This is a genomic window from uncultured Ellagibacter sp. (assembly GCF_934643285.1).
In the GTDB taxonomy this organism is placed as follows: Bacteria; Actinomycetota; Coriobacteriia; order Coriobacteriales; family Eggerthellaceae; genus Ellagibacter.
This window is the reverse complement of sequence record NZ_CAKUBT010000001.1, coordinates 98,927-124,936: the sequence shown is the minus strand read 5'-3', so window position 1 is coordinate 124,936 and position 26,010 is coordinate 98,927. Positions and strand designations below refer to the sequence as shown.

The 26,010-nt window shown below is 62.8% G+C and carries 22 protein-coding genes; 3 read left to right on the top strand and 19 right to left on the bottom strand.

All coding sequences use genetic code 11. The annotated features are described in order from the left end of the window. Positions 1-4: 4 nt before the first annotated feature. The 5 genes from Q0I65_RS00560 to uvrA form a co-directional block, all read right to left on the bottom strand. The gene (locus Q0I65_RS00560) at positions 5-856 is read right to left on the bottom strand and encodes an ABC transporter permease (protein WP_296058690.1); all 852 of its coding nucleotides are present in this window, start codon (positions 854-856) and stop codon (positions 5-7) included. Further along, complete coding sequence (locus Q0I65_RS00555; protein WP_296058687.1) at positions 856-1,839, bottom strand: ABC transporter permease; 984 nt, start codon at positions 1,837-1,839, stop codon at positions 856-858. The genes Q0I65_RS00560 and Q0I65_RS00555 overlap by 1 nt, the downstream gene beginning before the upstream one ends. Positions 1,840-1,851: 12 nt before the next feature. Continuing rightward, positions 1,852-3,498, bottom strand: a complete 1,647-nt coding sequence (locus Q0I65_RS00550; protein WP_296058684.1) for an ABC transporter substrate-binding protein — start codon at positions 3,496-3,498, stop codon at positions 1,852-1,854. 360 nt (positions 3,499-3,858) lie between these two features. After that, positions 3,859-4,827, bottom strand: coding sequence for a DMT family transporter (locus Q0I65_RS00545; RefSeq protein ID WP_296058682.1), 969 nt, complete (start codon positions 4,825-4,827; stop codon positions 3,859-3,861). Further along, positions 4,817-7,714, bottom strand: a complete 2,898-nt coding sequence (gene uvrA / locus Q0I65_RS00540; RefSeq protein WP_296058680.1) for an excinuclease ABC subunit UvrA — start codon at positions 7,712-7,714, stop codon at positions 4,817-4,819. Before uvrA ends, Q0I65_RS00545 begins: the two co-directional genes overlap by 11 nt. A 292-nt stretch (positions 7,715-8,006) precedes the next feature. On the opposite strand from uvrA, the gene Q0I65_RS00535 reads away from it, so the two are divergent. Beyond that, entirely contained in the window at positions 8,007-8,351 is a 345-nt protein-coding gene (locus tag Q0I65_RS00535) for a nitrous oxide-stimulated promoter family protein (protein ID WP_296058678.1), read from the top strand. A 4-nt stretch (positions 8,352-8,355) separates the two neighbouring features. Here the strand turns inward: Q0I65_RS00535 and Q0I65_RS00530 are convergent, their stop codons facing one another. From Q0I65_RS00530 to mtnA, 11 genes are all read right to left on the bottom strand, one after another. Next, positions 8,356-9,342: a tyrosine recombinase gene (locus Q0I65_RS00530; protein ID WP_296058676.1), complete on the bottom strand. Its 987-nt coding sequence runs from the start codon at positions 9,340-9,342 to the stop codon at positions 8,356-8,358. A 3-nt stretch (positions 9,343-9,345) separates the two neighbouring features. Beyond that, complete coding sequence (gene trmFO, locus Q0I65_RS00525; RefSeq protein ID WP_296058674.1) at positions 9,346-10,734, bottom strand: methylenetetrahydrofolate--tRNA-(uracil(54)-C(5))-methyltransferase (FADH(2)-oxidizing) TrmFO; 1,389 nt, start codon at positions 10,732-10,734, stop codon at positions 9,346-9,348. 86 nt (positions 10,735-10,820) lie between these two features. Further along, on the bottom strand, positions 10,821-11,777 hold the full coding sequence (gene dprA / locus Q0I65_RS00520) for a DNA-processing protein DprA (protein ID WP_296058672.1): 957 nt from the start codon (positions 11,775-11,777) through the stop codon (positions 10,821-10,823). Then, positions 11,774-13,324: a YifB family Mg chelatase-like AAA ATPase gene (locus Q0I65_RS00515; protein ID WP_296058670.1), complete on the bottom strand. Its 1,551-nt coding sequence runs from the start codon at positions 13,322-13,324 to the stop codon at positions 11,774-11,776. The genes dprA and Q0I65_RS00515 overlap by 4 nt, the downstream gene beginning before the upstream one ends. Then, on the bottom strand, positions 13,324-13,779 hold the full coding sequence (locus Q0I65_RS00510) for a YraN family protein (RefSeq protein WP_296058668.1): 456 nt from the start codon (positions 13,777-13,779) through the stop codon (positions 13,324-13,326). Before Q0I65_RS00510 ends, Q0I65_RS00515 begins: the two co-directional genes overlap by 1 nt. Before the next feature lie 289 nt (positions 13,780-14,068). After that, on the bottom strand, positions 14,069-14,857 hold the full coding sequence (locus tag Q0I65_RS00505; RefSeq protein WP_296058666.1) for a ribonuclease HII: 789 nt from the start codon (positions 14,855-14,857) through the stop codon (positions 14,069-14,071). A 106-nt stretch (positions 14,858-14,963) separates the two neighbouring features. Further along, on the bottom strand, positions 14,964-15,311 hold the full coding sequence (rplS, locus tag Q0I65_RS00500; protein WP_296058664.1) for a 50S ribosomal protein L19: 348 nt from the start codon (positions 15,309-15,311) through the stop codon (positions 14,964-14,966). Positions 15,312-15,516: 205 nt separating this feature from the next. Continuing rightward, positions 15,517-15,840, bottom strand: coding sequence for an AzlD domain-containing protein (locus tag Q0I65_RS00495; protein WP_296058662.1), 324 nt, complete (start codon positions 15,838-15,840; stop codon positions 15,517-15,519). After that, positions 15,837-16,613, bottom strand: a complete 777-nt coding sequence (locus tag Q0I65_RS00490; RefSeq protein ID WP_296058660.1) for an AzlC family ABC transporter permease — start codon at positions 16,611-16,613, stop codon at positions 15,837-15,839. Before Q0I65_RS00490 ends, Q0I65_RS00495 begins: the two co-directional genes overlap by 4 nt. Positions 16,614-16,619: 6 nt before the next feature. Then, positions 16,620-17,663, bottom strand: a complete 1,044-nt coding sequence (locus Q0I65_RS00485; RefSeq protein WP_296058658.1) for a deoxyguanosinetriphosphate triphosphohydrolase — start codon at positions 17,661-17,663, stop codon at positions 16,620-16,622. A 54-nt stretch (positions 17,664-17,717) separates the two neighbouring features. Next, positions 17,718-18,815, bottom strand: a complete 1,098-nt coding sequence (gene mtnA / locus Q0I65_RS00480) for an S-methyl-5-thioribose-1-phosphate isomerase (RefSeq protein ID WP_296058656.1) — start codon at positions 18,813-18,815, stop codon at positions 17,718-17,720. A 243-nt stretch (positions 18,816-19,058) separates the two neighbouring features. On the opposite strand from mtnA, the gene Q0I65_RS00475 reads away from it, so the two are divergent. Together Q0I65_RS00475 and Q0I65_RS00470 are read left to right on the top strand one after the other, a co-directional pair. Further along, positions 19,059-19,625, top strand: a complete 567-nt coding sequence (locus tag Q0I65_RS00475; protein WP_296058654.1) for a TetR/AcrR family transcriptional regulator — start codon at positions 19,059-19,061, stop codon at positions 19,623-19,625. Between the two features lie 91 nt (positions 19,626-19,716). Beyond that, positions 19,717-20,706, top strand: a complete 990-nt coding sequence (locus tag Q0I65_RS00470) for a DUF5692 family protein (RefSeq protein ID WP_296058652.1) — start codon at positions 19,717-19,719, stop codon at positions 20,704-20,706. A 68-nt stretch (positions 20,707-20,774) separates the two neighbouring features. Here the strand turns inward: Q0I65_RS00470 and asnS are convergent, their stop codons facing one another. The 3 genes from asnS to Q0I65_RS00455 form a co-directional block, all read right to left on the bottom strand. Beyond that, on the bottom strand, positions 20,775-22,214 hold the full coding sequence (asnS, locus tag Q0I65_RS00465) for an asparagine--tRNA ligase (protein WP_296058650.1): 1,440 nt from the start codon (positions 22,212-22,214) through the stop codon (positions 20,775-20,777). Between the two features lie 79 nt (positions 22,215-22,293). Next, entirely contained in the window at positions 22,294-25,011 is a 2,718-nt protein-coding gene (ppdK, locus tag Q0I65_RS00460) for a pyruvate, phosphate dikinase (protein WP_296058649.1), read from the bottom strand. A gap of 101 nt (positions 25,012-25,112) precedes the next feature. Next, positions 25,113-25,994 (bottom strand): pyruvate, water dikinase regulatory protein, encoded by an 882-nt coding sequence (locus Q0I65_RS00455; protein WP_296058647.1) that lies wholly within the window; start codon positions 25,992-25,994, stop codon positions 25,113-25,115. Between the last annotated feature and the right edge of the window lie 16 nt (positions 25,995-26,010).

Here is a 26,010-nt window from a genome sequence, read left to right as displayed (position 1 = left end):
CCACCTATTTCTGCGCCGTATGCGGGTCGAGGAGCTTTCGCAGGCTCTGACCAGCCACATCGAAGAACAACACCGTAGCCATGAGCGCCAAACCCGGGAACACGGCAAGCCACCAGGCACCCGTCGATAGGTAGCTCATCGACTCGCTCAGGATCACGCCGATTGCCGGCTGCTCGGGCGGCAAGCCGAAGCCGAGGAACGTGATGGCCGCCTCGTGGAGGATGGCGTGCGGGAACAGCAGGATGAGCCCCACCACGAACTGCGGCAACACGTAGGGCACCATATGGCGCAACGCGATGCGCGCCGGGCTTTGCCCCAACATGCGCGCAACTTCGACGAACTTCGATTCTCGGCATTGCAGCACCTCGGCACGAACGACGCGCGCGAGGCTCGGCCAATGCGTCACGGCAACGCCAATCGTCACGCCCCAGAAACCCTTCCCGATTGCATAGGAGATGAGCACCAGAAGCACGATGTGGGGAACGCCCATCATGAGGTCGATCAGCCAGCTGATCACGGCATCGACGCGTTTTCCGCCAAGCGCGGCAGCACACCCGAGCACGAGTGCGATAACCGACGAGACGGTGGCCGCCAGCAAGCCCACCAGCACGCTCGTAGACAGGCCCGAAAGCGTGCGCGAAAGCATGTCGCGACCCATCCAGTCAGTGCCGAAGGGGTGCGCAAGCGAAGGCGCCAGATTCTTCGCGGTGAAGTCCGTGGCCGTCGCCTGACCGTAAAGCACAAGCCCCGACGCCACCACAATAGCGAGCGCGCAGGCGGCCGCGATGCACGCGACGAGGGTGGTTGCCCGATTGCCGCGCAAGCGCTGCACGGGAGCATGGAGTACTTCTTCCATCAAGCCCTCCCCTCGCCGACGCGCATGCGCGGGTCGAGCACGCCATAGAGAATGTTAGCCAGCAGGTTGCCGCCGAACACGAGCGCGGCACTCACGAGCGCGATGCCCGCGAGAAGCGCCACGTCGCCGCCCAATCCTGCGGTCACGGCCGCCTGCCCCAGGCCGGGATAAGAAAACACCTGCTCTACCAGCACCGACCCGCCGAAGATCTCGGAGATGAACGCGCACTGCAACGTGACGGCCGGCAGCGCGACGTTGCGCAAGCCGTGGTGCATGATCACGCTCAGCTCCGACTCGCCGCGTGCGCGTGCGAAGCGCACGTAGTCGCTTTCCAGCACGTCAACCACCTTCTCGCGCGTATGCAGCGCGATGTTGGCCACGCCCGTCACTGAGAGCGTGAGCGCAGGAAGAACCAGGTGATGCACTGCATCGGCCAACGTCACGTCCGCCGCCGACACGCCGATGGGCACGGAGAACCCAATAGGGAACCAGCCGAGCTGCACGGCGAACACCATCAAGATGAGCAAGCCGAGCCAGAACGTGGGGGTCGAAGCCAAAAGAAAGCAATAGCTGCGAACCACCCGGTCGAGCACACCGCCGCGGCGAGCGCCCGCAGCAACGCCGAGCGCGAACCCGAGCACGCCGCTGAGCAGCCACGCGATGCCCATGAGCGCCAACGAGTTGGCGGCTCGGTGCGCAATGACCTCGGATACCGGCGCATTGAACCTGAGCGATGTTCCCATGTCGCCCTGCAGAAGAGCACCCGCCCAGTTGGCGAAGCGTTCCCAAAACGGCACGTCGCCGCCCCAGTAGCTCGCCAGCTGAGCGCGCTTGGCCTCCGACATGTTCACGTACGCGGCCTGCCCCACGTTCGCCTGCACGGGGTCGATCGGCGACATGCTCACCAGCGCGAACACCACCAACCCCACGGCAAGCATCAGCAGTGTGAACCTCACGATATGTCGAGCAAGATATTTCGTCATGCGAAACTGCGCCTACCAGCTCCACTTGTCGACGTTATTCACGATCGACCATCCATGCCCGTGCGGATGTGGCTTCTGGTCGGCGACTTTCAAGCCATCGGCCACGAAATACAGGTGGTCGACGTTGGCGAACCACACCCACGTGGCAGCGCCTTGCGGAGCCACGCCGTTCTCGCCGTCCCACATGGCAAGCTTCCACTCGTCGTACGAATTGGCGATCACAGGGTTGGCAAGCGCCGCGTTCAGGTGCGCGTCCACCGCCGCGTTCTCGTAGCACGCGTAGTTGCCATTGCCTGTCGAGTAGTTCAGGTTGTAGATCTCGATCGGGCTGTTCGAGCCCCAGCCCCACACGACGGGGTCGCTGAACTGGTGTCGGTAGATGTCGTCCCAGCTTGCACCCTTCGGTGACACCTTGATGCCGAGCTCGCCCATCTGGTTGGCAAACTCCATGGCAATGGCCTGGCGCACCGAGTCGGACGCCGAGTAGTACAGATCGAACGCTGCCGGCACACCGTCCTTCACGCGAACGCCGTCGGACCCGAGCGCCCAGCCCGCCTCGTCGAGCAGCTCCTTGGCGCGGGCGACGTCCTGTTCGCATCGCATATCATCGGATGACCAGGGCATATTGTCGCTCACGCTGTACGCGACCTCGCCATAGCCGTTCAGGACGTTGTCGATAAGCGTCTGACGGTTCACGCCATAGTTGATGGCGCGGCGCAGCGCGAGGTCCTGCGTGACGTCGTTGCCTGCGGGGTACTCCTCGCCCGTCTGCTTCTTCGTAGCGCCCGCCGCGATGGTGGGAAGGGAGATGCCGCGCGAGTCGACCGATGCGCAGTTCAGCAGTTCGTAGCCCGTCGGCTGCTGGTCGGCGTAGGTGGCCACCGTGTAGGCGACGTCCACCTGGCCGGAGCGAGCCGCCGCAAGGCTTGCGTCCTCTTCCATGAACACCACCACGACGCGCTCGATCTTCGGGGCGTCGCCGTAGTAGTCGGGATTGGCCTTCAGGATGACCTGCTGTCCGTGGTCCCATTGCTCCAGCATGTAGCGGCCGCTGCCAATCGGGTCGGTGCCGTAGTCGCTGCCATGCCCGCCATCGGGAACGATGCCGATAACGGCCAACGTATACAGGAGCGCGTTGAAGGGCTTGTTCAGATGGACCTCGCACGTTTCGTCGTCGACGGCGACCGCCTTGTCCACCATAGTCAGATCACACTCGCTGGCCTCGCTGTTCGCAACGCCGTTGATCGTATAGGCCACATCATGCGCCGTAAGCGCCTTTCCGTTGGTGAATTTCGCGTCCGTGCGAACGATGAACGTCCACGTGAGGCCGTCATCGCTGCAGGAGTATGCCGTCGCGAGGTCGTTTTCGAAGCCCATATCGGCCGTCGTGGTCAGAAGCGTGGACTGGATAAGCGGCTCATGCACATGCTCGCCGCAGCCCCAGGAGACGAACGGGTCGAAGCCAGCGGCGGGTTCGCTGCTTACGGGCATGGATACCGTAACCTGGGAAGCGCGCTCTTCACTCTTTGAAGTGCCGTTGGCATCCGAGTTGCCCATGTTCGAGTTGTTCGCGCATGCGCCGGGCGCGCCGCCGAAGCCCACCGCAGCCACGCTCACGCCTGCCGCCTGCAAAAACGTTCGCCTGGAGAAGCTCTTCATCGTGATGTCCTTCCATCGGCCAAGCAGAGCGCGCAGCTGTTCCGTCCTCAGTGCGCACCTGCTTAGTGTTACTGGATACAAATTTGTAACACACTATAACAGACGGAATGGGTTTTCAGTGTTACGAAAGGAAGAATCGTAACTCCATTATGCGAACGGTCTCGATATTGAGGCGCACGGCACGAAACCCCGCAGCGAGGTGGAGCGCGGTGGAAAACCCCGCAAGCTGGATGAAAGGCGTGCACTCCTCAGGCTATTCGCCGATCGGCTTCGCGGCCCTCCCCGAAAGCTCGGCTTCAACAACCCACGCTACCTGATCACCAACAAGACGCCGGTGACCGAGAGCTCAACTTCAATCGTTTATGCGTCCGCGTCCGAAGGCTGAGCCCCATCCGCCTGCACGCCCCCACTCGAGGGCTCCACCTCGCGAGGCGATTCCTCCTCGCGCTGCGTCACGAGCAGCACCATGATCACGATGAGCGCGCAGCCAGTGATATCGAAGGGGGTGATGGGCGTTCCGAGCCAGAGCGTGGAGAATGCCGTCGCCGCGACCGGCTCGATGCTGCCGACAAGCCCCGCGCGCATGGGGCCCGCGAGCTTCACGCCCTGCAAGAACAGCAGGTAGGCGAAGAACGTGCCGATAATCACCAGCGCCGCCATGGCAGCGACGATGCCGGGGGTCACGTCAACGTGCATGTTCCACGGCTGCACGACGACGTTGGCGATGACAGCCGCCATCGTCATGGAGACCGTCGTGGTGACAACGCTTCCCCACCGCTCAAGCAAGCGCACTGGCATCATCGTGTAGAAGACGAGCGCGCACGCAGACGCCGCACCCCACATGAGCGCCTCGGCGGGGATGGCAAGCGTGCCGAGGTTTCCCTTGGTCGCGATGCAAACCGTGCCGACGATTGCCAAAACGACGCCCATAAGCTCGCGGCGCAACGGGGCGCGGCGAGCCTTGACACAGGTGATGAGCATGATGAGTATGAGGCCGCATCGCTCGAACACGGTTGCCGTGCCCGCATTGCTGACAGAGATGCACCCCTGGTAGCACACCTGAACAAGCAACACGCCGAAGACGGAGAACACAAGAAGGCGCCCCAACTCGCAAGGCTGCTTGAGCAGGCATAGGAGCTGATCGCGATGAGCTACCGTGCAAAAGATCAGGTAGAGCAACGATGCGAACACAAGGCGCACGCACACGTTCCACGCCAAGGGGACACCGTAGATATCCATGAGCAGCTGCGCGCACGTGCCGGAGAATCCCCAGCATATGGCGCCGCCTGCCGTGAGCAGAACGCCCTTCGCGACCGAACTACCCCGCATGATCGCCCAACATCTTCTTGAGGAACTTTCCGGTAAAGCTGCCTTCCACCTGCGCCACCTCTTCCGGCGTTCCAGTGGCGATGATGGTTCCGCCACGCTCGCCTCCCTCGGGGCCCAAGTCGACGATATGATCGGCGGACTTGATGACGTCGAGGTTGTGTTCGATGACGAGCACTGTGTTGCCAGCATCGACCAGGCGCTGCAGCACGACGAGCAGCTGGCGCACATCTTCGAAGTGCAGGCCCGTCGTCGGCTCGTCGAGGATGTAGAACGTCTTCCCTGTGGAGCGCTTCTGAAGCTCGCTCGCAAGCTTGACACGCTGGGCCTCGCCGCCCGAAAGGGTCGTTGCGGCTTGCCCGAGGCGGATATAGCCGAGTCCCACATCGAACAGCGTCTGGAGCTTGCGCTTGATGCCGGGGATGTGTTCGAAGAACGCAAGCGCGTCCTCGACCGTCATGTCGAGGACCTCGGCGATGTTCTTCCCACGATAGGTGACCTGGAGCGTCTCGCGGTTGTAGCGCTTCCCCCCGCAAACCTCGCAGGGAACGTACACGTCGGGAAGGAAGTGCATCTCGATTTTGATCTGGCCGTCGCCCTTGCAAGCCTCACAGCGGCCGCCGCTCACGTTGAAGCTGAAGCGGCCTGGGGCATATCCGCGCGCCTTCGCCTCCTGCGTCGAGGAGAACAGAGCGCGGATGTCGTCCCACAGCCCGATGTAGGTGGCAGGGTTGCTGCGCGGCGTTCGACCGATGGGGCTCTGGTCGATGTTGATGACCTTGTCAATCGACTCAAGCCCGGTGATCTTGCGGTACGCGCCCGTGCGCCGGTGCGCGTGGTTCACGCGGTTGGCCAGGGCAGGCGCGAGCGTGTCGGTGATAAGCGAGCTTTTACCCGAGCCGGATACACCGGTGATCACGGTGAACGTGCCGATGGGCACCTCAAGCGTGACGTTTTTCAGGTTGTTCTCCGAGGCGCCCGTCATCTTGATGGACCCCCGCTTGGGATGGCGGCGGGTCTGGGGCACCTCGATCTTACGACGGCCCGACAGATAGTCCGCCGTAAGGGAGCGCTTCGCCTTCATGATCTGGGCAGGAGTCCCCGCCGCAACCACTTCCCCGCCGCGCTCGCCCGCGCCCGGCCCCATGTCGACCACGAAGTCGGCGCTGCGGATGGTATCCTCGTCGTGCTCGACCACGACGACGGTGTTGCCGAGGTCGCGCAGATGCTCCAGCGTGGCGATAAGCCGCTCGTTGTCGCGCTGATGCAAGCCGATCGAAGGTTCGTCCAAGATATAGAGCACGCCCATGAGCCCCGCGCCGATCTGCGTGGCAAGGCGGATGCGCTGGGCCTCGCCGCCCGACAGCGTGGCGGTGGCGCGCTCGAGCGTCAGGTAGTCGAGTCCCACGTCCACGAGGAATTTCAGTCGCGCCTTGATCTCCTTCACGATGGGCCCCGCGATGCGCTCGGCCTGGCCCGAGAACGAAAGGCCGCTGAAGAACGCGTAGGAATCGGCGGCTGACATCTCCGTCACATCGTGGATGGACTTGCCGCCCACGGTGACAGCGAGGATTTCGGGCTTCAAGCGCTTACCGTGGCAGGTCTGGCAGGGCACCGTCGCGAAATACTGCTCGAGTCGCTCGCGCTGCGTATCGGTCTGCGCCTCCTGGTAGCGGCGCATAACCGCGGCGAGCACGCCTTCCCACTCGATGTACCAGTACGTCTCGCGGCCGTCGACCGTGACGTAGTCGACGCGCACCTTCTCCTTGCCGAGGCCCGACATGATGGCCTTCTGCGCGCGGCGCGGCATATCCTCCCACGGCGTGGACGAGTCGACGCCCATGTGCGCCGCCACCGCCTTGATGACCTGCGGATAGTAGTTCCCCGTGCGAAACGGCGCGATGACGCCCTCGTCAAGGGAAAGCGACGGGTCAGGCACCACGAGCGAGGGGTCGACCTCGTCGCGGCTGCCGATTCCCAGGCAGTCGGGGCAAGCGCCATACGGTGCGTTGAACGAGAAGTCACGAGGCTGCAGCTCGTCCATGGAATGACCATGTTCGGGACAGGCGAGCGCAAGCGAGAAGAGGTGTTCCCCTGCGCCGAGCCCACCCGTGGCACCACTTGACGTACCGCCCGCCTCGCCCTGGGGCTTGCCGTCGGGGCCGAGCACCTGGACGAGCACGCGCCCCTCGGCAAGCTTCGTCGCGTTCTCCACCGACTCGGCGATACGAGTCGTGGCGGATTTCTTCAGCACGACGCGGTCGACGACAACGTCGATGAAGTGCTTAATCTTCTTGTTCAAGGTGATGGGCTCGCCCGTGAGCTTCACGATTTCGCCATCGATACGAACACGGGAGAAGCCCTCCTTCGCAAGGTCGGCGAAGAGCTTCGTGAACTCGCCCTTGCGGCCCGCGACTACGGGCGCCATGATGATCGCGCGAGTGCTTTCATCGGCGGCGAGCGCGAGGATATCGTCGGTCACCTGGTCGGTCGTCTGCTTCTTGATGACGCGCCCGCACTCCGGGCAATGCGGGATGCCCACGCGCGCAAACAGAAGACGCAGGTAGTCGTAGATTTCAGTCGTGGTGCCCACGGTGGAGCGCGGGTTTTTCGAGGTGGTCTTCTGGTCGATGGAGACCGCCGGGGACAAGCCGTCGATGCTGTCGAGGTCGGGCTTGCTCATCTGGCCCAGGAACATACGCGCATAGCTCGAAAGGCTTTCCACATAGCGGCGCTGGCCCTCAGCGTACATGGTGTCGAAGGCAAGGCTTGACTTGCCCGAGCCCGAAAGGCCAGTTATGACGACCAGCTTGTCGCGCGGGATTTCCAGATCGACGTTTTTGAGGTTATGCTCGCGAGCGCCCTTGATGACGATCGAGTTTTGTCCCATGTTCCCTCATCTTCCAAAGATATCTGTGTAGCCGAACGATTGTATCGCAGCGCGCGCGAGGCCATCAATGAGAAAACATCTGTTCGCTAAAACGGCACAGGATGTTCGACGGGCGGAACCCGGTCGCACCGCTTTCGATGAGCCGCAAGGCGGTCGCGCCACCATCGATGAGACGCGGCGGCACCGCCCTCGGCGAGCCGTCCAAGCCTTGCAGGCACGTGAAGGGGCCGCAAAGCCCGCTTCCCCGATGGAGTTCCCTTGATGCCGCATTCCGTTTGCTACACTGTTAGCCATGGAAGACACACCGAAAACCCGAAAACGGCGAGAGCGCGAGAAGCGGACGATTTCCCAGATGATCGCACTGTATTGCGCCGCAAACCACAAAGATGAGCCACGCGAGGCCCGTGCAGTATGCGGAAAACCCCTGTGCGCCGCATGCGCCGAGCTCGATGCGTACTGCGCGAAGCGCACGGAGCGCTGCTTGAAGATGCACGAGAAGAAGGATTGCAACTCGTGCCCCATCCACTGCTACGCGCCCGCGAAGCGCGAGGCGATTCGCGCCGTCATGCGCTTCTCAGGCCCGCGCATGCTCTTCGCCCACCCCATAGCCGCTCTTCGACACCTCCTGGGAAAATGACCAACTAGCGAGGAAGCGCCTGGTCATGCACCTTCTTAAGCCGTTCCACCGATAGGTGCGTATACACCTGCGTGGTGGAAAGCTGAGCATGCCCGAGCATTTCCTGGACGCTGCGCAAATCGGCGCCGCCGTTGAGAAGGTCGGTCGCGAAGGTATGGCGCATATCGTGCGGCGACAGGGAGTCGTCGAGCCCCGCCTCGCGCACCGTCGCCTTGAACATCTTGCGCATCGCGTCGGTCTTCATCTGGTTGCCGCGCGTCGACACGAAGAAGTACGGGCACTCCTTGCCGTCGAGCAGCTTCGGACGCGCCACGAGCGCGTATCGCCTGAGGGAATCGACGGCCAGATCGTGCAAGGGGACGATGCGCTCCTTCGAGCCCTTGCCGAACAGGCGCGCCTGTTTCTCGTCGAAGTCGATATTAACTGCGAGCAGGCCCGACGTCTCGGAGATACGCGCGCCGCACGCATAGAGGAACTCGAGTATCGCCTGGTCGCGCATGTCGGTGAGCGACTGCTCGCGGGGGCGCCCCTTCAAATCGCGCGAAGCATGGACCGACAGCAGGCGTGCCATATCGCGCGGGCGAAGAACCTGCGGGAGGTGTTTTCCGCTCTTCGGCCCGATGAGCGCGCTCGCCGGGTTGACGTCCACACGGCCGGTCACATTTAGCCAGCGGAAAAACGTGCGCAGCGCCGAAAGACGGCGGTTGACCGTCCTGCGCGAATAGCGCGCCGCATCGAGCTGGGCCAGATAGCGCCGCAGGTCCCGATGGCTTGCATGAAGCGCATCGAGCTTCTCGCGATAAGCCCACCGCCCATAGTCCCCCAAGTCTGTCCGATAGGCGCGAACGGTATTGGCAGATGCGTTTCGCTCTGCAACGAGCGCAGAGCAGAAGTCATCGATAGCGCATGAGACCACGGCGTCAATCTGCTGCTCCTCAGCGACAGCCTCATCACCCGCCATCGAGGAAGATCGCTTGTTTTCCGCAGCCATGACCTAACGCTCGCCCCCCTCTTCCGAAGGCAGGAGCCCGCGCTGGCGCAGCTGGCCGCAATAGCCTGCAAGCGCCTCGGACCCGCGGCGTGCGTAGGCCGCATAGCGCTCGCGCTTGTTGCGGATTCGCTCGTCAAGCGGACGCATGATGCCGAAGTTGACGTGCATCGGCTGATACCCCGTCGTCTGAGGGTCGGTCGCGTAGCCCATGAGCGCGCCGAACGCCGTATCCTCGGGGAGAGGGAGCGGCTTCTCGCCCGAAAGCTCGGCCGCGACGGCGAGCGCCGCATGGAGCCCCGAGCGGATGGCCTCGCAATAGCCTTCCGTGCCGGCGAGCTGCCCCGCCACATGGACGGGAACGCTCCACCGCGCCCCGATTTCCGGACGGAACCGCAGGTTGGAATCGAGAAGCGAGGGCGCGTTGATGAAGGTGTTGCGGTGCATGACCCCATAGCGCGCGAACTCGGCGCCCTCGAGCCCCGGAATCATGCGGAACACGCGCCGCTGCTCGGGAAACGTGAGGTTGGTCTGGAAGCCGACAAGGTTGTAGCTTTCGCCATGGGCGTCCTCGGCACGCAGCTGGAGCGCCGCCCAAGGCCTGCGGCCCGTGCGCGGGTCGGTGAGCCCCACGGGCTTCAAGGCGCCGAACCGGGGAGCGTCGATTCCCGTACGGGCGATCTCTTCAATCGGCTGGCACGCCTGGAAGAGGTCCTTCGACTCGAATTCCCGCTTGATCACACGCTCCGCCCCGATGAGCTCTTGGGCAAAGGCCTCGTATTCCTCCTTGCTGAACGGGGCGTTCAGGTAATCGCCCGCGCCCTCCTCGTAGCGGCTTTGGGAGAAGAGCTTCTCGCGATCGAGGGACTCAGCCATGACAACGGGCGCCGCAGCGTCGAAGAAGGCCAGGTTGTCCGCACCCGTCGCCTCGCACAGCGACTGCGCCAGATCGCCCTCGGTCAAGGGCCCGGTAGCAACGATGAGCGCGTCGACTCCCACCGCCTCCTCGTCGATGTTCCTTGCGCGGCGTCGGGAGATCTCGACGAGGGGGTGGGCGCAAAGGCGCGCCGTCACCTCGCCCGAGAACGCGTCGCGATCGACGGCGAGCGCGCCGCCTGCGGCCACCCGGTTGCGCATCGCGATCTCGATAAGGTGCGACCCGAGCGCGGAGAGCTCCGCCTTGAGCATTCCCGCAGCGCTATCGGGGTTGGTGCTCTTAAGCGAGTTCGAACACACGAGCTCCGCGGCGTTGCCGGTTTTGTGCACGGCGGTGCCCACCTCAGGGCGCATCTCGACAAGCTCCACGCGAATGTCGCGATCGGCAAGCTGGAGCGCCGCCTCGCTACCTGCGAGCCCTGCACCCAAGATGCGCACCACACGTTGACTGTCGCCCATCGGTTCCTCCTCGAAAGCAAAAGGCAGCGGGCGAAAGACCCGGCCTATAAGTGCAAAAGAGCGGGCACGGCGCCCGCGTCGTGAGATTATACCAGAGGGCGCACCACTGGCCCGAAGCGCCCGTCGGGATAACGCTGCACCTCCCCTTCCTGCTCGAGCTTTGCCAAACGCAGCATGAGCCAGACCCACGGGTCCTCGCCCGCAGGCGCGCACTCTTGCGCGATGTCGCGAAGCTTCTCCATCCCCAAAGGCTCGGCCCGCAGCGCAGCGACGAGGGGATCGACGGCCTGACGGCTCGTCAACGCGACACCCTTCGCGCCCTCGCCTGGGTAGGTCTCCTGCCGCAAGCATCCGTAGATGCTGAACAGGGCATCGAGGAACGTATCATCGTCGATAATGGGCACCGCCCCTTGCGAGATCAGGCGATTCGCCCCGCGAGACGACGCCGAGGTTATCGACCCAGGCACGGCAAGAACCTCGCTTCCCGCCGCGAGCGCCTCGTCAGCGGTGGAGAAGGTGCCCGACGGCAACCCCGCCTCGACGATGAGCGTTGCCGCCGATAAACTCGCGATGAGGCGGTTTCTTGTGCGGAAGGCGTACGGCACCGGCGGGAACGTCCAGTCGCGCTCGGAGACGACAGCGCCCCCGCCGTCGATGATCGACTGGAAGAGCGCGGCATTTTCCGCGGGGTAGATGCGGTCGCAGCCGCCGCCGAGGAACGCCACCGTCGGCGCGCCTTCGGCGATCGCCGCGCGATGGGCCTCGGAGTCGCACCCGCGCGCGCCGCCCGATACGATGGCAAGGCCCCGCTCAGCGGCAAGCGTCGAGAAGCGCCGCGCGCATCCGCGACCGTAGGGTGTCGCCTTGCGGGCGCCCACGACGGAGAGCGAAGGCATTCGCAAGACCGCTACATTGCCGATCACATACAGGCGATCGGGAGGCGATCCACATCGCAAAAGGCGCTCGGGGTAGTCTTCGCTCCCCCGCTCGACGACCGATTTCGGTCCGGAGAGCACCGCAGTCTGTGCAGCTGTCGCGCTCATGCGCCCACCCCTTCCCTTACCCGAAAACTGAGCGCCTCGCACAGATGCGTCATCAGCACCTCGTGGGATTCCTCCATATCGGCAATGGTGCGCGCGACGGAGAGGGTGCGCATGATGGCGCGGCCGCTCATGTTGTGGGCTTTCGCGGACTGCTCGAAGAACTCGCGGTTCGGCTCGGAAAGATGGCAATCGCGCACCAGGTCGGCCGGCCGCCTTGGTCCCGGCGCAGCTGAATCGCACGATGCGGCCCCATCGGGAGAATCGGATGCCGACACGCGAGCCCCCGCGTCGTGCAGCGACCTCCACCGCGCGAACTCCCTCGCCTTCAGCACCCCTTCCCGAAGCGTCTCCGACGACGTTCCCGACCCCGTCGCAATCACGTCGCTTGGAGGAATCCTTTGAACATCGAGATGCAGATCGATTCGATCCATAAGCGGACCCCCTATGCGTCCTTGGTAGTTCTTCACCTGGGTAAGCGTGCACGTGCATGCGGTCTCCTCGTCGCCCAGATGGCCGCACGGGCAAGGGTTCGAGGCCGCGACCAGCATGAACCGCGCGGGGAACGTGACCGTGCCGTCGGCGCGGGTGAGCCTGACCTCACCGGTTTCCATCGGCTGGCGAATGCCCTGCAGAACCGAGCTCTTGAACTCAGAGAGCTCATCGAGGAAGAGCACGCCGTTGTGCGCGAGCGTGATCTCGCCCGGGCGTATCGGGGACCCTCCCCCGACCAGCCCCGCGAGCGAGGCCGAGTGGTGGGGCTTGCGAAACGGCCGCACCCCCGAGAGGATCGGCGCAATCGATTCCCCCGCCACCGAGTGGATAAGAGCGGTTTCGAGTGCCTCGTCCTGCGAGAGGGGCGGCAAAAGAGAGGGCAGCCGCGAGGCAAGCATGGTCTTGCCCGACCCAGGAGGCCCCATCATGAGCACCCCATGCCTTCCCGCAGCCGCTATCTGCAGGGCGCGCTTGGCGACCTCGTGCCCTGCGACATCGCGGAAATCGAGATCGCATGCCGTGCTTTCGGGCACAAGGGGCGAGAGCAAGGGCAAGTCGGCTGCCGCGCGCATCCCGCCGAGGAATCGCAGGCCGTACTGGGCGAGCCCATCGACGCTCACCGTTTCGCCGTCCTCGGCGCACACAAGCGAGCAGCCCCTCTTTTTGGCGCACAGCGCGAAGGCGAGCGAGCCTGCCACGCCGCGCACGAAGCCCTCGAGCGAAAGCTCCCCGACGAACAAGCGGTTCTCGATGCAGGCACGATCGATTTGACCCGTCGCGGCCAGAAGCGCGACGGCGATGGGCAAATCGAGGCCCGAGCCGGTCTTTCTCAGGGAGCTTGGCGCAAGGTTGACAACGATCTTGTCGCTCGGCATCTGAAACCCGCTCGAGCGAAGGGCGGCACGCACGCGCTCGCGTGCCTCTTGGACCGAAGCGTCGCCCATCCCCACGATAGAGAAGCCTGGAAGCCCGTTCGACACCGCGACCTCGACGTCGACGGGTATCGCCTCAACCCCGCGCAGCGTCGCGCCGAGCACCGTGCATCGACCGTACATTACCAACCAACTCCGAATGCGTCGATATGGTGGCGGATGAACGCGCGGTCGGGTCCGATAAGGGTGAGCGCGACGACGTCGAAGCGGACCGGCACGTCGGTCACCTCGGAATGTTCAAGGTACAGGCAGGCGATCTTCTCGTAACGCGCGCGCTTCTCCTTGGTGACGGCCTCCCCGGGAAGGCCGTTTGCGGCGCTCGTCCTGGTTTTCACCTCCACGAACACGATGGTGTCCCCATCGAAGGCGATGATGTCCGCTTCCCCGGCGATGCAGGTCCAGTTGCGTTCGACAATATCGTAGCCGCGCCTCACGAGGTAGCGCGCGGCCGCCTCCTCGCCCTTGCGGCCAAGGTCCTTGTTGTGCATGTTCTTCTTGCTCGATGAGCCCTTTTTGGGCTTGCGCTGCTTCGGGGCGAGATCCTCTCCGGACGCGCAAGCGGCAGGTTGGTTCGTCATGATGGTGCTCCTTTCTCGGGGACGGAGCAACATCATAGAGACGCATTCTGCCAGAACATGCACAGGGTCCTTGCCGATTCCTTACGCCTAAGGTGGCAATCCGCGGCAACGAATGCCAAGGAAAGGAGCCAAATCCACGTTGCAAAGTCGTCGCGAAGGAGAAAAAACCTGGAGCAATATCGCCCGCAAATCGCAAAAACCTGGCAGGAACCTGGCAAGGATCAGGCAGCGATTCGCCTCATCGGCGTCGAAGGTCGCAGTCGTTCGCCAAAAGCGGCGGAAAACCTCGCTAGAACAGCGTTTGCTGCGTGAACGCCGTGCAGAAGCTCTTGCGGTGAATGGGGCTTAAGCCCACACGCTCGATGGCGTCAATGTGGGCTTGGCTTGCATACCCCTTGTTCTCGGCAAAGTGATACTCGGGATAACTCTCCGCATTGCGGCACATGAGCGCGTCCCTCTCGACCTTCGCCACAATGGAAGCCGCCGCGATCGACGCACATTTTCCGTCGCCCTTCACGACATTGACTTCGCGCGGGTCGAGATGCAGCGGATTACCGTCGAGGAGTATGACATCGGGGCGCACCCCCGCTTGCTCGATTGCCTTAACGGCGCTTGTGAACGCGAGCCTGAGCGACGCCGTCATGCCGTGGTCGTCGATGTAGGATGGCTCGATGTAGTGCACGCCCCAGGCGAGCGCGACCCGCTTCACCTCTGCCGCGATGCGCTCGCGATCGGCAGGCTTCACCTGCTTGGAATCGTTCAGGCCCGCAATCTTCGGGTCAGCAGGCAAGACGACGGCGCCGACCGCCAGGGGCCCCGCAAGCGGGCCGCGGCCCACCTCATCGAGCCCGACCACGACAGCATGGGGATTCTCCCTGCACAGCGAGCGCTCAAAAGAATACATCGAGGCCAAGCGTGCTTCCTCGTCGGCCTCAGCCTGAAGGCGCCTCTTCGCCACAGCGAGCGCGCTTCGAACGCCCTTGCGCTCATCGGCGACGAGCGCGCGCTCGAGCACAGCAAACTCCTCCGCATCGGCCTCGGAAAGCCTCTTCTTTATCTCGGCGACCGTCACGCCCATGAGCATCTCCTTCGAACTTCCGCGCCCCTGCGCACACGCGCCGTGGCCACGATACAAGAAAAGGCCCCGAAGGGCCTTTTCAATGGATGCAAACGAAGTGTTCGCCTTAGCGGAACGACTTCTCCTTGATTTTCGCAGCCTTGCCAACCTTCTTACGGAGGTAGTACAGCTTGGCGCGACGCACGTCACCACGGCGGGTGATCTCGATCTTGTCGATCTTGGGGGAGTGGACCGGGAAGGTACGCTCGACGCCCACGGAGAAGCTGATCTTGCGAACGGTGAAGGTCTCGCGGCAGGAAGCACCATGACGACGGATGACGTCGCCCTGGAACACCTGGATACGCTCGCGATTGCCTTCGACGATGCGGTAGTGGACCTTCACGTTGTCGCCCACTTTGAAATCAGGGAGGTCCTGCTTGATTTGCTGCTGCTCGATAGCGCGAATGATGTCCATCTTCGTTTCCTTCTATGCTCTCTTTTGAAACCGTTTTTGTACATATCGGTGTAAAGACACAGTTGGACATTATACTGCGCACGTTAACCAAGCGCAATAGCATTGCACTTGGAATTCGACGAGTTTCCGAGAGAGGTCCTGGACTGCTCTTCTTAACGAAGCGTCGTATACATCCCGGTCTTTACGTTGATACTTTTCACTCTCGCTAAATGAGCGTGAGCAAGGCGTAGGATACCACACCTGCCACCGCGCAGCCAAGAAGTGATTTCGTCCTCCACGCCACCACCACGACTACGGCGCTCGCTACCAGGGGCATGGCCGCGGGCCATACGCCGGAAGCGAACATCCCAGGCGAGAGCAGGTCGTTCGCGACAAGCGCGGCGAAGGCAGCCGAGGGAATGAAGCCGAGCGCGCGCTCGACGGCGTCGGGCAGGGAGCGCCCCTTCAGAAGAAAGAGCGGCAGCACGCGGCAGGCGAGCATCGTCACGATGCACGACCCCAAGACGATGAAGTACTCCTCCCACGTCATTCGCGCTCACCCCCCTTCTGGCCGGCGCCTTCCCCACCGGCACACATCCCCTCGATGCGAGCCTCGAGCGCCGCACTCTCGCGCGAGCGAGCAAGGCGCACTTGGGACACGCACAGGGCGGCGACCACGCCCGCCACCGCGCCGAGAAGGATCGCAGGCCCGCTAAGCCCCACCAGCTTGAAAACGTAGACGCCGAGCATCGCGACCGCGGCGGCGACCACATTTTCCACATTCGCCTTTTGAGTGCACAGAAGGCAGATGAAAATCGAAGTCATGGCAAACGAGGCGATCGCGAGCGGGATGCCGATGGCGTTGCCCACCAGCACGCCGACCGTGCACGAGATCGTCCACGAGGTGCACGAGAACAGGTTCACGAACAGGGCCCGGCGCACCGACCAGTCCCCCTCCTCGAACTTGAGCGTGTTCACGCCGTAGCTTTCGTCGGTCACCGTGGCGGCGAAGAGGAACGCGAGGCGCTTGCGCACGCCAATGCAGTGGGGGGCGAACGCGGCCGAGTAGAGCATCTGGCGCGTGTTCACGAACGATACGCTCGCGATGATGGACGCAATAGGCGCGCCGGCGAGCCACATATTAGGGATCATGAACTGGCCCGCGCCCGAGTAGAACAGCACGGACATGGCGAACACCTGCAGCGCATTGAGTCCAATGGAGTCGCACAGGATGCCGCACGGCACGCCGATGGCGACATAGCCGAGCACGATGGGGAGCGCCGCGGTGAAGCTGGCTTGCAAGTCGGTTTTTAGGTTGGTCATAGCTCTTTACACGTGAAGGGAATGGGGTTCGAACAGGTTCTGGAAGCGGGATTTCGCATAGCGGTCGGTCATGCCGGCGATGTAGTCGGTCGCAGCGCGGACGTCGTCGCCTTCCGAGATGGCGCGGTACTCGACGGGAATCTCGCCTGGATTGTCAATGTAGTAGGAGAAGAGCACGTCGATGAGGCGCATCGCCTTCGCCACTTCCTCCATGACGGCATCGCAAGTGTAGACGTTGTCGAAGAGGAACTGGCGCAGCTCGGCCATGGCGTCCCATACGCGCGGCGACAGGCGGATATCGTCCTCGGCCGCCGACGTGCGGACCGCATCGACCACGAGCGTCTCGATGCGCGAGGAGTGGTCGCACCCGAGCACCTCGTGCGTCGAGGGAGGAAGGTCTCCCTCGCAAAGGATGCCCGCGCGGATGGCGTCGTCGATGTCGTGGTTCACATACGCGATGCGATCGGCCACGGCGACGATGCGCCCCTCGAGGGTTTCAGCGCGAACAGGCCCCGTATGGCAGAGTATTCCGTCGCGCACCTCGGGCATGAGGTTCAATCCTCGCCCGCCGTTCTCGATCGTCTCGACCACGCGAAGGCTCTGCTCGTTGTGGCGGTAGAGCGCGGCGGCCTCGGGGCTTTCGGGATCCACGCCGCGAACGCGGGCTATCGCGCGGCACAGCGCGTCCTCGCCCGTGTGGCCGAAAGGCGTGTGTCCCAGGTCATGACCAAGCGAGATGGCCTCGGCAAGATCCTCGTTGAGGCCGAGCGCCCGCGCGATGGTGCGCGCTATCTGGGAAACCTCCAGGGTATGCGTGAGGCGCGTGCGGAAGTGGTCGCCCTCCGCCGCAAGGAAGACCTGCGTTTTGTGCGAAAGCCTCCGAAACGATTTCGTGTGGAGGATCTTATCGCGATCGCGCTGGAAGTCGTTTCGCAGGAAATCGGGATCGCTCGAACGGTCGCGCCCGTCGGACTCGTCGGAGAAGGCCGCGTCCGGTGAAAGGAGCTCGTGCTCGCGGAACTGCTGATCCCCCCTGGTGACGATGCGCATCGTTGCTCCTGACCTCGATTTCCCAATTACCCGAAGTGTAGCAGAAGTCAGCGGCTATCCGATGCGCGCGGCAACCTCGCGGGCGGCATCTTGGGGCGGAAACACGCCGAACTCGGTGATGATGCCGGAAACGAGCTCGGCAGGAGTCACGTCGAAGGCGGGGTTGTACACATCGACCCCGTCAATCGGCTGCGGCAGGACCTCGCTCGGATCGCGCTCCTCGATGGGGATGGCCGAACCGTCGGGCAGCGAGACGTCGAAGGTGCTCGCAGGTGCGGCAACGTAGAAGGGGATGCCGTGGTGGCGCGCGAGGACGGCTACACCATAGGTACCTATCTTGTTGGCGACGTCTCCGTTCGCGGTGATTCGATCGGCTCCGACGACGACGAAATCGATCATTCCCTTACCCATGAGGCTTGCCGCCATGTTGTCGCAGATCACCGTCACAGGGACGCCCGCACGAGAAAGCTCCCAGCTCGTGAGGCGCGCACCCTGGCCCACCGGACGCGTCTCATCGGCGAAGACGCGCTCGACTTTGCCCTGCTCGGCGGCAGCGTACACCACGCCGAGCGCCGTGCCGAAGAACACGGTGGCAAGGCTTCCCGCGTTGCAGTGCGTGAGGATGCGCGCGTGCTCGGGGACGAGAGCTGCCCCCGCGGCGCCGATCGCCCGGTTCACCGCCTCATCCTCGCGCTCGATGCGAAGCACCTCGTCGAAGAGGGAGTCGGCCACCTCGCCAGGTGCCGCCCCCTCCGCAACGAGACGCTTCGCGAGGGACTCCATGCGCGCGGTGGCCCACATGAGGTTCACCGCCGTCGGGCGCGCCGCAGAAATCTCAGCGGCGACGGGCCCAAGCGCCCCCAGGAAGCTCTCCCCCGCCTCGGCACACCCGTGCGACACGGCGCCACGAGCACCCTCGTTCATCGCCCAAAGCGCCACGGCGGCAGCCCCCGCGGCACCGATGGCAGGGGCTCCGCGCACCGCGAGCGTCTTTATGGCTTCTACGACCTCGCGCCAGCTGCCCGTCGAGCAAAAACGTTCCTCACCAGGTAAAAAGCGCTCGTCAAGATAGGTGAGCTCCGCTCGCCCGTCCGCATCGAGCCCAAGGCGCACGCTACGAGGAAGACGGGTGAGGTCGATAGGGTGATCCATGGTTGTCAGCTCCTTATGCAATCCGCTCGAAGAGTCGCGTCTTCGAGCAGGCAGGCGTCAAGTCAATTCGAATGCACCCTATTCTATCTCTTCGATGGCAATACCATCGGCAATTGACACATACTTAAATATGTTCGTTGACGCAACGTCAACGATACTCGTAATCTGTGGTCATCGAAATCAAGGGAACATCGAGAATGATAAGGGACCGATTTTGTAAGCTTCAAGGGAATGGGGCAAGCCGTGAACGACGTCTACGAACAACGACGAAGCGATATCGTCGAGGCGGCAAGGCAGCTCTACGAGGAACGGGGGCTCTCCCGAACTTCGGTGAAAGACATCGCCGAGCGCGCTGGTATCACACGCTCGCTGTTCTACCACTACTTTCCCGACAAGCAGGCGGTCACTTCCGCCGTGCTCGACGACTTCGTCGAAGACTACATCGAGGCGCTGAGCATCTGGAACGATGAGCGTATGACAGGCGAAATAGAGCAAGCCCTCGATGGCGTCGTGCGCGTTCTTCGGGTGTCGGTGTTCGAAGGATCGTCGTTTCGCCGCGCGCTCGACACGCGGGAAAACGCCGCGTTATATATAGAGTTCATCAACCGTGTGGCTGATCGCACAGCTCGTTACATTGTCGATACGACGGTGCGCGACTACTCCGAGCTTCACTCGGTGTCCATCGTTCACCTCTACGAGACCTTCTATATCCTGATTTTGGGGATATGCGGATACATTCGTACCCACCAAGACGTGAGCGACGAGGTGCTGAAAGACATAATCGCGCAATCGCTTCATATGGAGCGCTAGATCCAAGCGAGCGCGATTCACGCAAACACAGGCCCGACCCGCGGTAGGACCTGCCAAGTATATAGTTCCCAATCTAAATAAGGAGGGCATCATGCTATTCCAAGTCTATGGCGACAACGCCGTCTTCCAGTGGATCGGTTGGGCTATCGTATTCATCGCGCTCATCTTGGTAAATGAGTTTGCCAGGCGCAGCAAGGCTGGCGGCATCATCTGCTTCCTCGTTCTACCGGCAGTGCTCACCGTATACTTCATCGCGATCGCAATCGGTGCAGCATCGGGCGCGCAATGGGCACTCGACAACCCCACCTACACCGATATGAACAGCTGGTTCCACTACGCGAAGCTCTACGCGGCAACCATCGGGTGCATCGGCTTCATGGCGCTCAAGTACAAATGGGGCAAAATCGGGAAATCGCAATGGTTCAAGTGCTTCCCGTTCGTAATCGTGGCCATCAACATTCTGATTGCTGTGGTAAGCGACTTCGAAAGCGCCGTACGCGCATTCGGCACGACATGGGTGTCTACCGAAGGCGTCACGCTCTACGGCGGCTGGCACAACGTGTTCAACGGTATCGCGGGAATCTTGAACATCTTCGTCATGACCGGTTGGTTCGGAATCTATGTTTCCAAGAAGAAGCAGGACATGCTGTGGCCCGATATGACATGGGTGTTCATTATCTCCTACGACATCTGGAACTTCTGCTATACCTACAACTGCCTGCCGACTCACAGCTGGTACTGCGGCCTCGCCTTGCTGTTAGCCCCAACCGTTGCCGGACTCATCTGGAACAAGGGCGGCTGGATTCAGAACCGCGCGAACACGCTGGCCTTGTGGTGCATGTTCTGCCAGGTATGCCCGATGTTCGCCAACGACAGCATCTTCGCGGTGCAGTCGGTGAACAACCCTGACGTGAATCTCGGCATTTCGGTGCTGGCCCTCGTAGCGAATGTTGCTGCACTAGGATATGTTATCTATCGTAGCAAGAAACTCGGAAGGAACCCCTACACCAACGAGATCTTCGTTGGCACAAAGAGCTACGACAACGCCTTTGCCCGGCGCGAAGAAGCAGAAAACGCATAGCGTCTACCCCCTGAAGCAATCCCCTTCAACGAAAAAGCCCCGACAATGCGGGGCTTTTTCGTTATCGATTAAAATTCAGCATTGCCGACGGTGCGCGGGTGCGGGATGACGTCGCGAATGTTCTGGACGCCGGTGAGATACATCACCAGGCGCTCGAAGCCAAGGCCGAAGCCCGCATGGCGGCAGGAACCGTAACGGCGCAGGTCGCAATAGTACTTGTACTGCGCCGGGTCCATTCCAAGCTCGCCGATGCGGCGCTCGAGCACATCGAGGCGCTCCTCGCGCTGGCTGCCACCGATGATCTCGCCGATGCCCGGCACGAGGCAGTCAGCCGCAGCGACGGTCTTGCCGTCGTCGTTCAGCCTCATGTAGAACGCCTTAATCTCGACCGGGTAGTCCGTCACGAAGGTCGGGCGTTTGAAGTGCTCTTCGGTAAGGAAACGCTCATGCTCGGTCTGCAGGTCGATTCCCCAGCTCACGGGGTATTCGAATGCGTGACCCTTCGCGACTGCGTCCTCGAGGATCGACATGGCCTCGGTGTAGGTCACCCGCGCAAAATCGCTCGTCGCCACGTGCGTCAGGCGCTCGATGAGCCCCTTGTCGACGAACTTGTTCAGCATCGCGAGCTCGTCGGGGCAGCGATCCATCACCTCGTTGATGACGTGCTTCAACATGCCTTCCGCAAGGTTCATGTCGTCTTCAAGGTCGGCGAAGGCGATCTCGGGCTCGACCATCCAGAACTCGGCCGCATGGCGCTTCGTGTTGGAGTTCTCCGCGCGAAACGTCGGCCCGAAGGTGTACACGTCACCGAAGGCCATGGCGAAGTTCTCGGCGTTGAGCTGGCCGGACACGGTAAGGCTTGCCGGCTTGCCGAAGAAATCGCGGCTCCAGTCGACCTCCCCTGCGTGAAGTTCCCCACCCGACTCGGCGGCGGCTTTCTCGCTCACGCGCGGCACGTTCTCCATATCGAGCGCGGTCACGCGGAACATCTCGCCTGCCCCCTCGCAGTCGGACGCCGTGATGATCGGGGTGTTCACGTAGACGAACCCGCGGTCCTGGAAGAAGCTGTGAATGGACGCGGCCGCGACGCTGCGGATGCGGAAAACGGCGCGGAAGAGGTTCGTGCGCGGACGGAGATGCTGCTGGGTGCGCAGGAACTCGACGGTGGCGCGCTTCTTCTGCAGCGGGTAGTCCGGCGCAGAGGCACCTTCGACGGTGATGCTCTCGGCGGTGAGTTCGAAGGGTTGCTGCGCCTCGGGGGTGAGCTTCAGCGTGCCCTTACAGATAAGGGCGGCGCTCACGTTCTGAGCTGCGATCTCGTCGTAGTTCTCCAACGTTTCGCGGCTCATCACCACCTGGAGGTCGCGAAAGCAGCTTCCATCGTTCAAGGTGACGAAGCCGAAGTTCTTCATGTCGCGCACCGAGCGGACCCAACCCGCCACGGTGATTTCGGTGCCCCCGAACGCGTCGACGTCGGCGAACAGCTGGGCAATTTTCGTGCGTTGCATCATTCCCCTTCCCTAGATATGCGCAAAAGGGGCCGAGCGCGAAACGCCCGACCCCTGCAATGATGAACCTGTGGTCGTGCTACTCTTCTTCGAGTGCAGCCTGGGCCGCAGCGAGGCGGGCGACAGGCACGCGGTACGGCGAGCAGCTGACGTAATCGAGGCCGATCTTGTTGAACGTGTGGATGGAATCCGGGTCGCCACCGTGTTCGCCGCAGACGCCGCAGACCAGGTCGGGGTTGCCCTCATGGCCGAGCTTGACGCCCATCTCCACGAGCTTGGCCACGCCCGGGTCGATCGTGGCGAACGGGTTGTACGGAAGCAGGTGCTCCTGCAGGTACTGCGGCACGAACTCGGCCTCGACGTCGTCGCGGCTGAAGCCGAACGTCGTCTGGGTGAGGTCGTTGGTGCCGAAGGAGAAGAAGTCTGCCTGCGTGGCGATCTCGTCGGCGGTGACGGCAGCGCGCGGCAGCTCGATCATGGTGCCGACCTCGATGTCGAGCTCGACGCCCTCTTCAGCGGCCACTTCCGCGATGATCTTCTTCGCGACGGCGCGCAGCTTCTCGAGCTCGGCGACGGTCGACACGAGCGGGATCATGATCTCGGGCTTCGGGTCGAGACCTTCCTTCTTAAGCTTCGCGGTCGCGGTCGCGATGGCGCGAACCTGCATCTCGGGAAGAATCGGGTAGACGATGCCGAGGCGGCAACCGCGCAGGCCCAGCATCGGGTTCTGCTCGGCGAAGCCGTCGATGCGCTCCATGAGCATGCGCTTCTCGGCGATGAGGGTCTTATCCCCGCCCGTCGCCTCGAGGCGTGCGATTTCCACGTCGAGCGCGCGCGGGCTCTCGAGGAACTCGTGCAGCGGCGGATCGAGCAGGCGCACGATGACCGGCAGCCCGTCCATTTCCTTGAACATGCCGTAGAAGTCACCGGTCTGGGCCTCGAAGAGCTCGCCGACTGCCTTCTCGCGCACAGCCTCGTCGTCGTTCAAGATGAAGGTCTGGATGATCTGCTTGCGCTCGCCCAAGAACATGTGCTCGGTGCGGCACAGGCCGATGCCCGATGCGCCGAAGTCGCGGGAAAGCTTCGCATCCTCGGGGTTGTCCGCATTCGCGCGGACGCCGAGCTTGCGGAACCCGTCGGCCCACTCGAGGATGGTGTCGAGATCGCCGGTGAGCTCGGGCATCACCAGGTCGACCGCGCCCAAAACGACGATGCCGGAGGTGCCGTCGAGCGAGATCATGTCGCCTTCTTTGATGACGACATCGGTGCCTGCGACCGTTGCCTGCTTCTTCTCGGCGTCGATCTTCAGAGCCTCGACGCCGCACACGCACGGAGCGCCCATGCCGCGGGCGATGACGGCAGCATGCGAGGTCTTGCCGCCATGAGAGGTGAGGATGCCCTCGGCGGCGATCATGCCGGCGAGGTCGTCGGGGTTGGTCTCCCAGCGGACGAGCACGCACTTGCGGCCGGCTTCAGCGGCAGCGACGGCGTCAGCGGAGGAGAACACGGCTTCGCCCACTGCGGCGCCGGGGCTCGCGTTCAGGCCGCGAGCGAGCACGTCGTAGTCGGCGTTCTTGTCAAACTGCGGGTGAAGCAGCTGGTCGAGCTGGTCGGGGGCAACGCGGCGGACGGCCTCCTTCTTGTCGATGAGGCCCTCCTTCTCCATGTCGATAGCGATATGGAGCGCGGCGGCGGCGGTGCGCTTGCCCACGCGGGTCTGCAGCATGAAGAGCTTGCCCTGCTCGATGGTGAACTCGATGTCCATCATGTCGTGGAAGTGGTTCTCCAGAAGCACGAAGATCTCCTCGAGCTCACGACCTGCTTCCTCGAGGCCTTCCACATGCTTGAGCTCGGCGATGGGGCTCGTGTTGCGGATGCCCGCAACGACGTCTTCGCCCTGGGCATTGACCAGGTAGTCGCCGTAGAATTCCTTCGCGCCGTTGGCCGGGTTGCGCGTGAACGCGACGCCCGTGGCAGACGTGTTGCCCTTGTTGCCGAAGACCATGCACTGCACGTTGACGGCGGTGCCCAGATCGTCGGAGATTTTGTTCTTCTTGCGGTAGAGGACCGCACGGGGGTTGTTCCAGCTGCCGAACACCGCCTCGATAGCAAGCTTGAGCTGCACCATCGGATCCTGCGGGAACTGCACGGAGCCGTCGACGACGAGCGCCGGGTATTCCTCGCCCGAGACGTTCTCGGTGAAGATGCCCTTGAACTCCGCGACGAGCTCTTGCAAGTCTTCCGCGGTAAGGTCGGTGTCAGACTTCACGCCGCGCACTGCCTTCATGGCGTTGATGGCATTCTCGAACAAATCGCCGTCAAGCCCCATGACGACGTTCGAGAACATCTGGATGAAGCGGCGGTAGGAGTCCCACGCGAAGCGGGGGTTCTCGGTCTGCCTGATGAGGCCGTTGATGGACTCGTCGTTCAGGCCGAGGTTCAAAACCGTGTCCATCATGCCGGGCATCGACATGGGAGCACCGGAACGGACGGAGACGAGCAGCGGGTCTTCCGCATCGCCGATCTTCTTTCCGATACGGTTCTCAAGATCGAGACGATACTTGTGGATCGTGTCGAGAACGCCTTCCGGCCATACGTTGCCGGCGTTGGCGTACTCCATGCACGTCTGACAGGAAATCGTGAATCCCGGAGGAACGGGAAGGCCGATGTTGGCCATCTCGGCGAGGTTCGCGCCCTTGCCGCCGAGCGTTGCCTTCATGGTAGTGTTACCCTCGGTTACGTTGTTTCCCTGAGCGTCTTTGCCAAACGCATAGACGCGCTTCACTGGTTCGGTCACCTTGTTCTCCTTACAAGCTCCGGTTACCTTTTTACCCATGACGTCGGAAAACGTGACTTGCGAAGAAACATTTCGCGCACGTTTCCCTTCCGTTTCGAGCACTAATCAACTATACCAGTAGGTGCGGGGTGCAGACGCTCGTAGTAGCGCAATATCTCCTGAGCGGTCTCCTCGACGGCGCGGTTTTCAGTGTGAACGACGATGGCGCCGAGCCTGCGCATGAGCGCGCGGGCCGCTTCGAGGTCCTCGTAGACATAGGTGGGGTCGGCGTAGCTGCTCGCGACGCCCACGGCATTGCCGAGCCTGCGGGCGCGGATGCCCACAAGCACCTCGGGCGTCGTCATGAGGCCGAACAGGTGCGTCGGGTCGACGTCATAGATCTCGCGAGGAGGCTCGGTGTGGGGGTCGAGCGGAACGTTCGCCACCTTGTAACCCTGCTGGGACAGATAAATCGACGTCGGCGTCTTCGACGAGCGCGATACGCCGAGTAGAACGATGTCGGCCTGCGTGAGGTCTTGGGGGTTGCGGCCGTCGTCATGGGCGATGGTGAACTCGATCGCCTCGATGCGGCGGAAGTAATGCTGGTCGGCCACGTGCAGACCACCAGGCTTCGAAGACGGCTCGAGGCCCGAGAGGTCTGAAATGGCGTCGATGACCTGGGTCATCAGGTCAATTGCGATGATATCGGGCTCGGAGGCTGCGAACTCGGCCAAGCGGGTGCGCAGCTCCTTGTCGACAATTGTGTAGCAGACGAGGATCTTAGGCGAGCCCTTGAGCTCACGATGAAGCTGCATGTGGTCTTCGAGGAAACGCTTCACCTCGTCGAACTTGCGCACCTTCGGCAATACCTCGATGCAGGGGTTCGTCACCCCGAACTGCGCGGCGGCGGCGCGGGCCAAAGACTGCGCCGTCAATCCCACAGAGTCGCTGACGACGTGAATCGTCGGCAGGGGCGTCCTGTTCGTGTGCACAACGAAATCCATCTCTCGCCTGGCTTTT

Bases quoted from the DNA above. Each gene is read 5' to 3' on its own strand.
- Q0I65_RS00535 (WP_296058678.1), top strand. From the start codon at position 8,007: ATGGAAGACACACCGAAAACCCGAAAACGGCGAGAGCGCGAGAAGCGG.
- Q0I65_RS00485 (WP_296058658.1), bottom strand. From the start codon at position 17,663: ATGCGCATCGTCACCAGGGGGGATCAGCAGTTCCGCGAGCACGAGCTC.
- Q0I65_RS00490 (WP_296058660.1), bottom strand. From the start codon at position 16,613: ATGACCAACCTAAAAACCGACTTGCAAGCCAGCTTCACCGCGGCGCTC.
- asnS (WP_296058650.1), bottom strand. From the start codon at position 22,214: ATGCAACGCACGAAAATTGCCCAGCTGTTCGCCGACGTCGACGCGTTC.
- mtnA (WP_296058656.1), bottom strand. From the start codon at position 18,815: ATGGATCACCCTATCGACCTCACCCGTCTTCCTCGTAGCGTGCGCCTT.
- trmFO (WP_296058674.1), bottom strand. From the start codon at position 10,734: ATGGGCGACAGTCAACGTGTGGTGCGCATCTTGGGTGCAGGGCTCGCA.
- Q0I65_RS00530 (WP_296058676.1), bottom strand. From the start codon at position 9,342: ATGGCTGCGGAAAACAAGCGATCTTCCTCGATGGCGGGTGATGAGGCT.
- Q0I65_RS00495 (WP_296058662.1), bottom strand. From the start codon at position 15,840: ATGACGTGGGAGGAGTACTTCATCGTCTTGGGGTCGTGCATCGTGACG.
- dprA (WP_296058672.1), bottom strand. From the start codon at position 11,777: ATGAGCGCGACAGCTGCACAGACTGCGGTGCTCTCCGGACCGAAATCG.
- Q0I65_RS00555 (WP_296058687.1), bottom strand. From the start codon at position 1,839: ATGACGAAATATCTTGCTCGACATATCGTGAGGTTCACACTGCTGATG.
- Q0I65_RS00550 (WP_296058684.1), bottom strand. From the start codon at position 3,498: ATGAAGAGCTTCTCCAGGCGAACGTTTTTGCAGGCGGCAGGCGTGAGC.
- Q0I65_RS00505 (WP_296058666.1), bottom strand. From the start codon at position 14,857: ATGGGCGTGACGGTCGCCGAGATAAAGAAGAGGCTTTCCGAGGCCGAT.
- rplS (WP_296058664.1), bottom strand. From the start codon at position 15,311: ATGGACATCATTCGCGCTATCGAGCAGCAGCAAATCAAGCAGGACCTC.
- Q0I65_RS00510 (WP_296058668.1), bottom strand. From the start codon at position 13,779: ATGACGAACCAACCTGCCGCTTGCGCGTCCGGAGAGGATCTCGCCCCG.
- uvrA (WP_296058680.1), bottom strand. From the start codon at position 7,714: ATGGGACAAAACTCGATCGTCATCAAGGGCGCTCGCGAGCATAACCTC.
- Q0I65_RS00455 (WP_296058647.1), bottom strand. From the start codon at position 25,994: ATGGATTTCGTTGTGCACACGAACAGGACGCCCCTGCCGACGATTCAC.
- Q0I65_RS00545 (WP_296058682.1), bottom strand. From the start codon at position 4,827: ATGCGGGGTAGTTCGGTCGCGAAGGGCGTTCTGCTCACGGCAGGCGGC.
- Q0I65_RS00470 (WP_296058652.1), top strand. From the start codon at position 19,717: ATGCTATTCCAAGTCTATGGCGACAACGCCGTCTTCCAGTGGATCGGT.
- Q0I65_RS00515 (WP_296058670.1), bottom strand. From the start codon at position 13,324: ATGTACGGTCGATGCACGGTGCTCGGCGCGACGCTGCGCGGGGTTGAG.
- Q0I65_RS00560 (WP_296058690.1), bottom strand. From the start codon at position 856: ATGGAAGAAGTACTCCATGCTCCCGTGCAGCGCTTGCGCGGCAATCGG.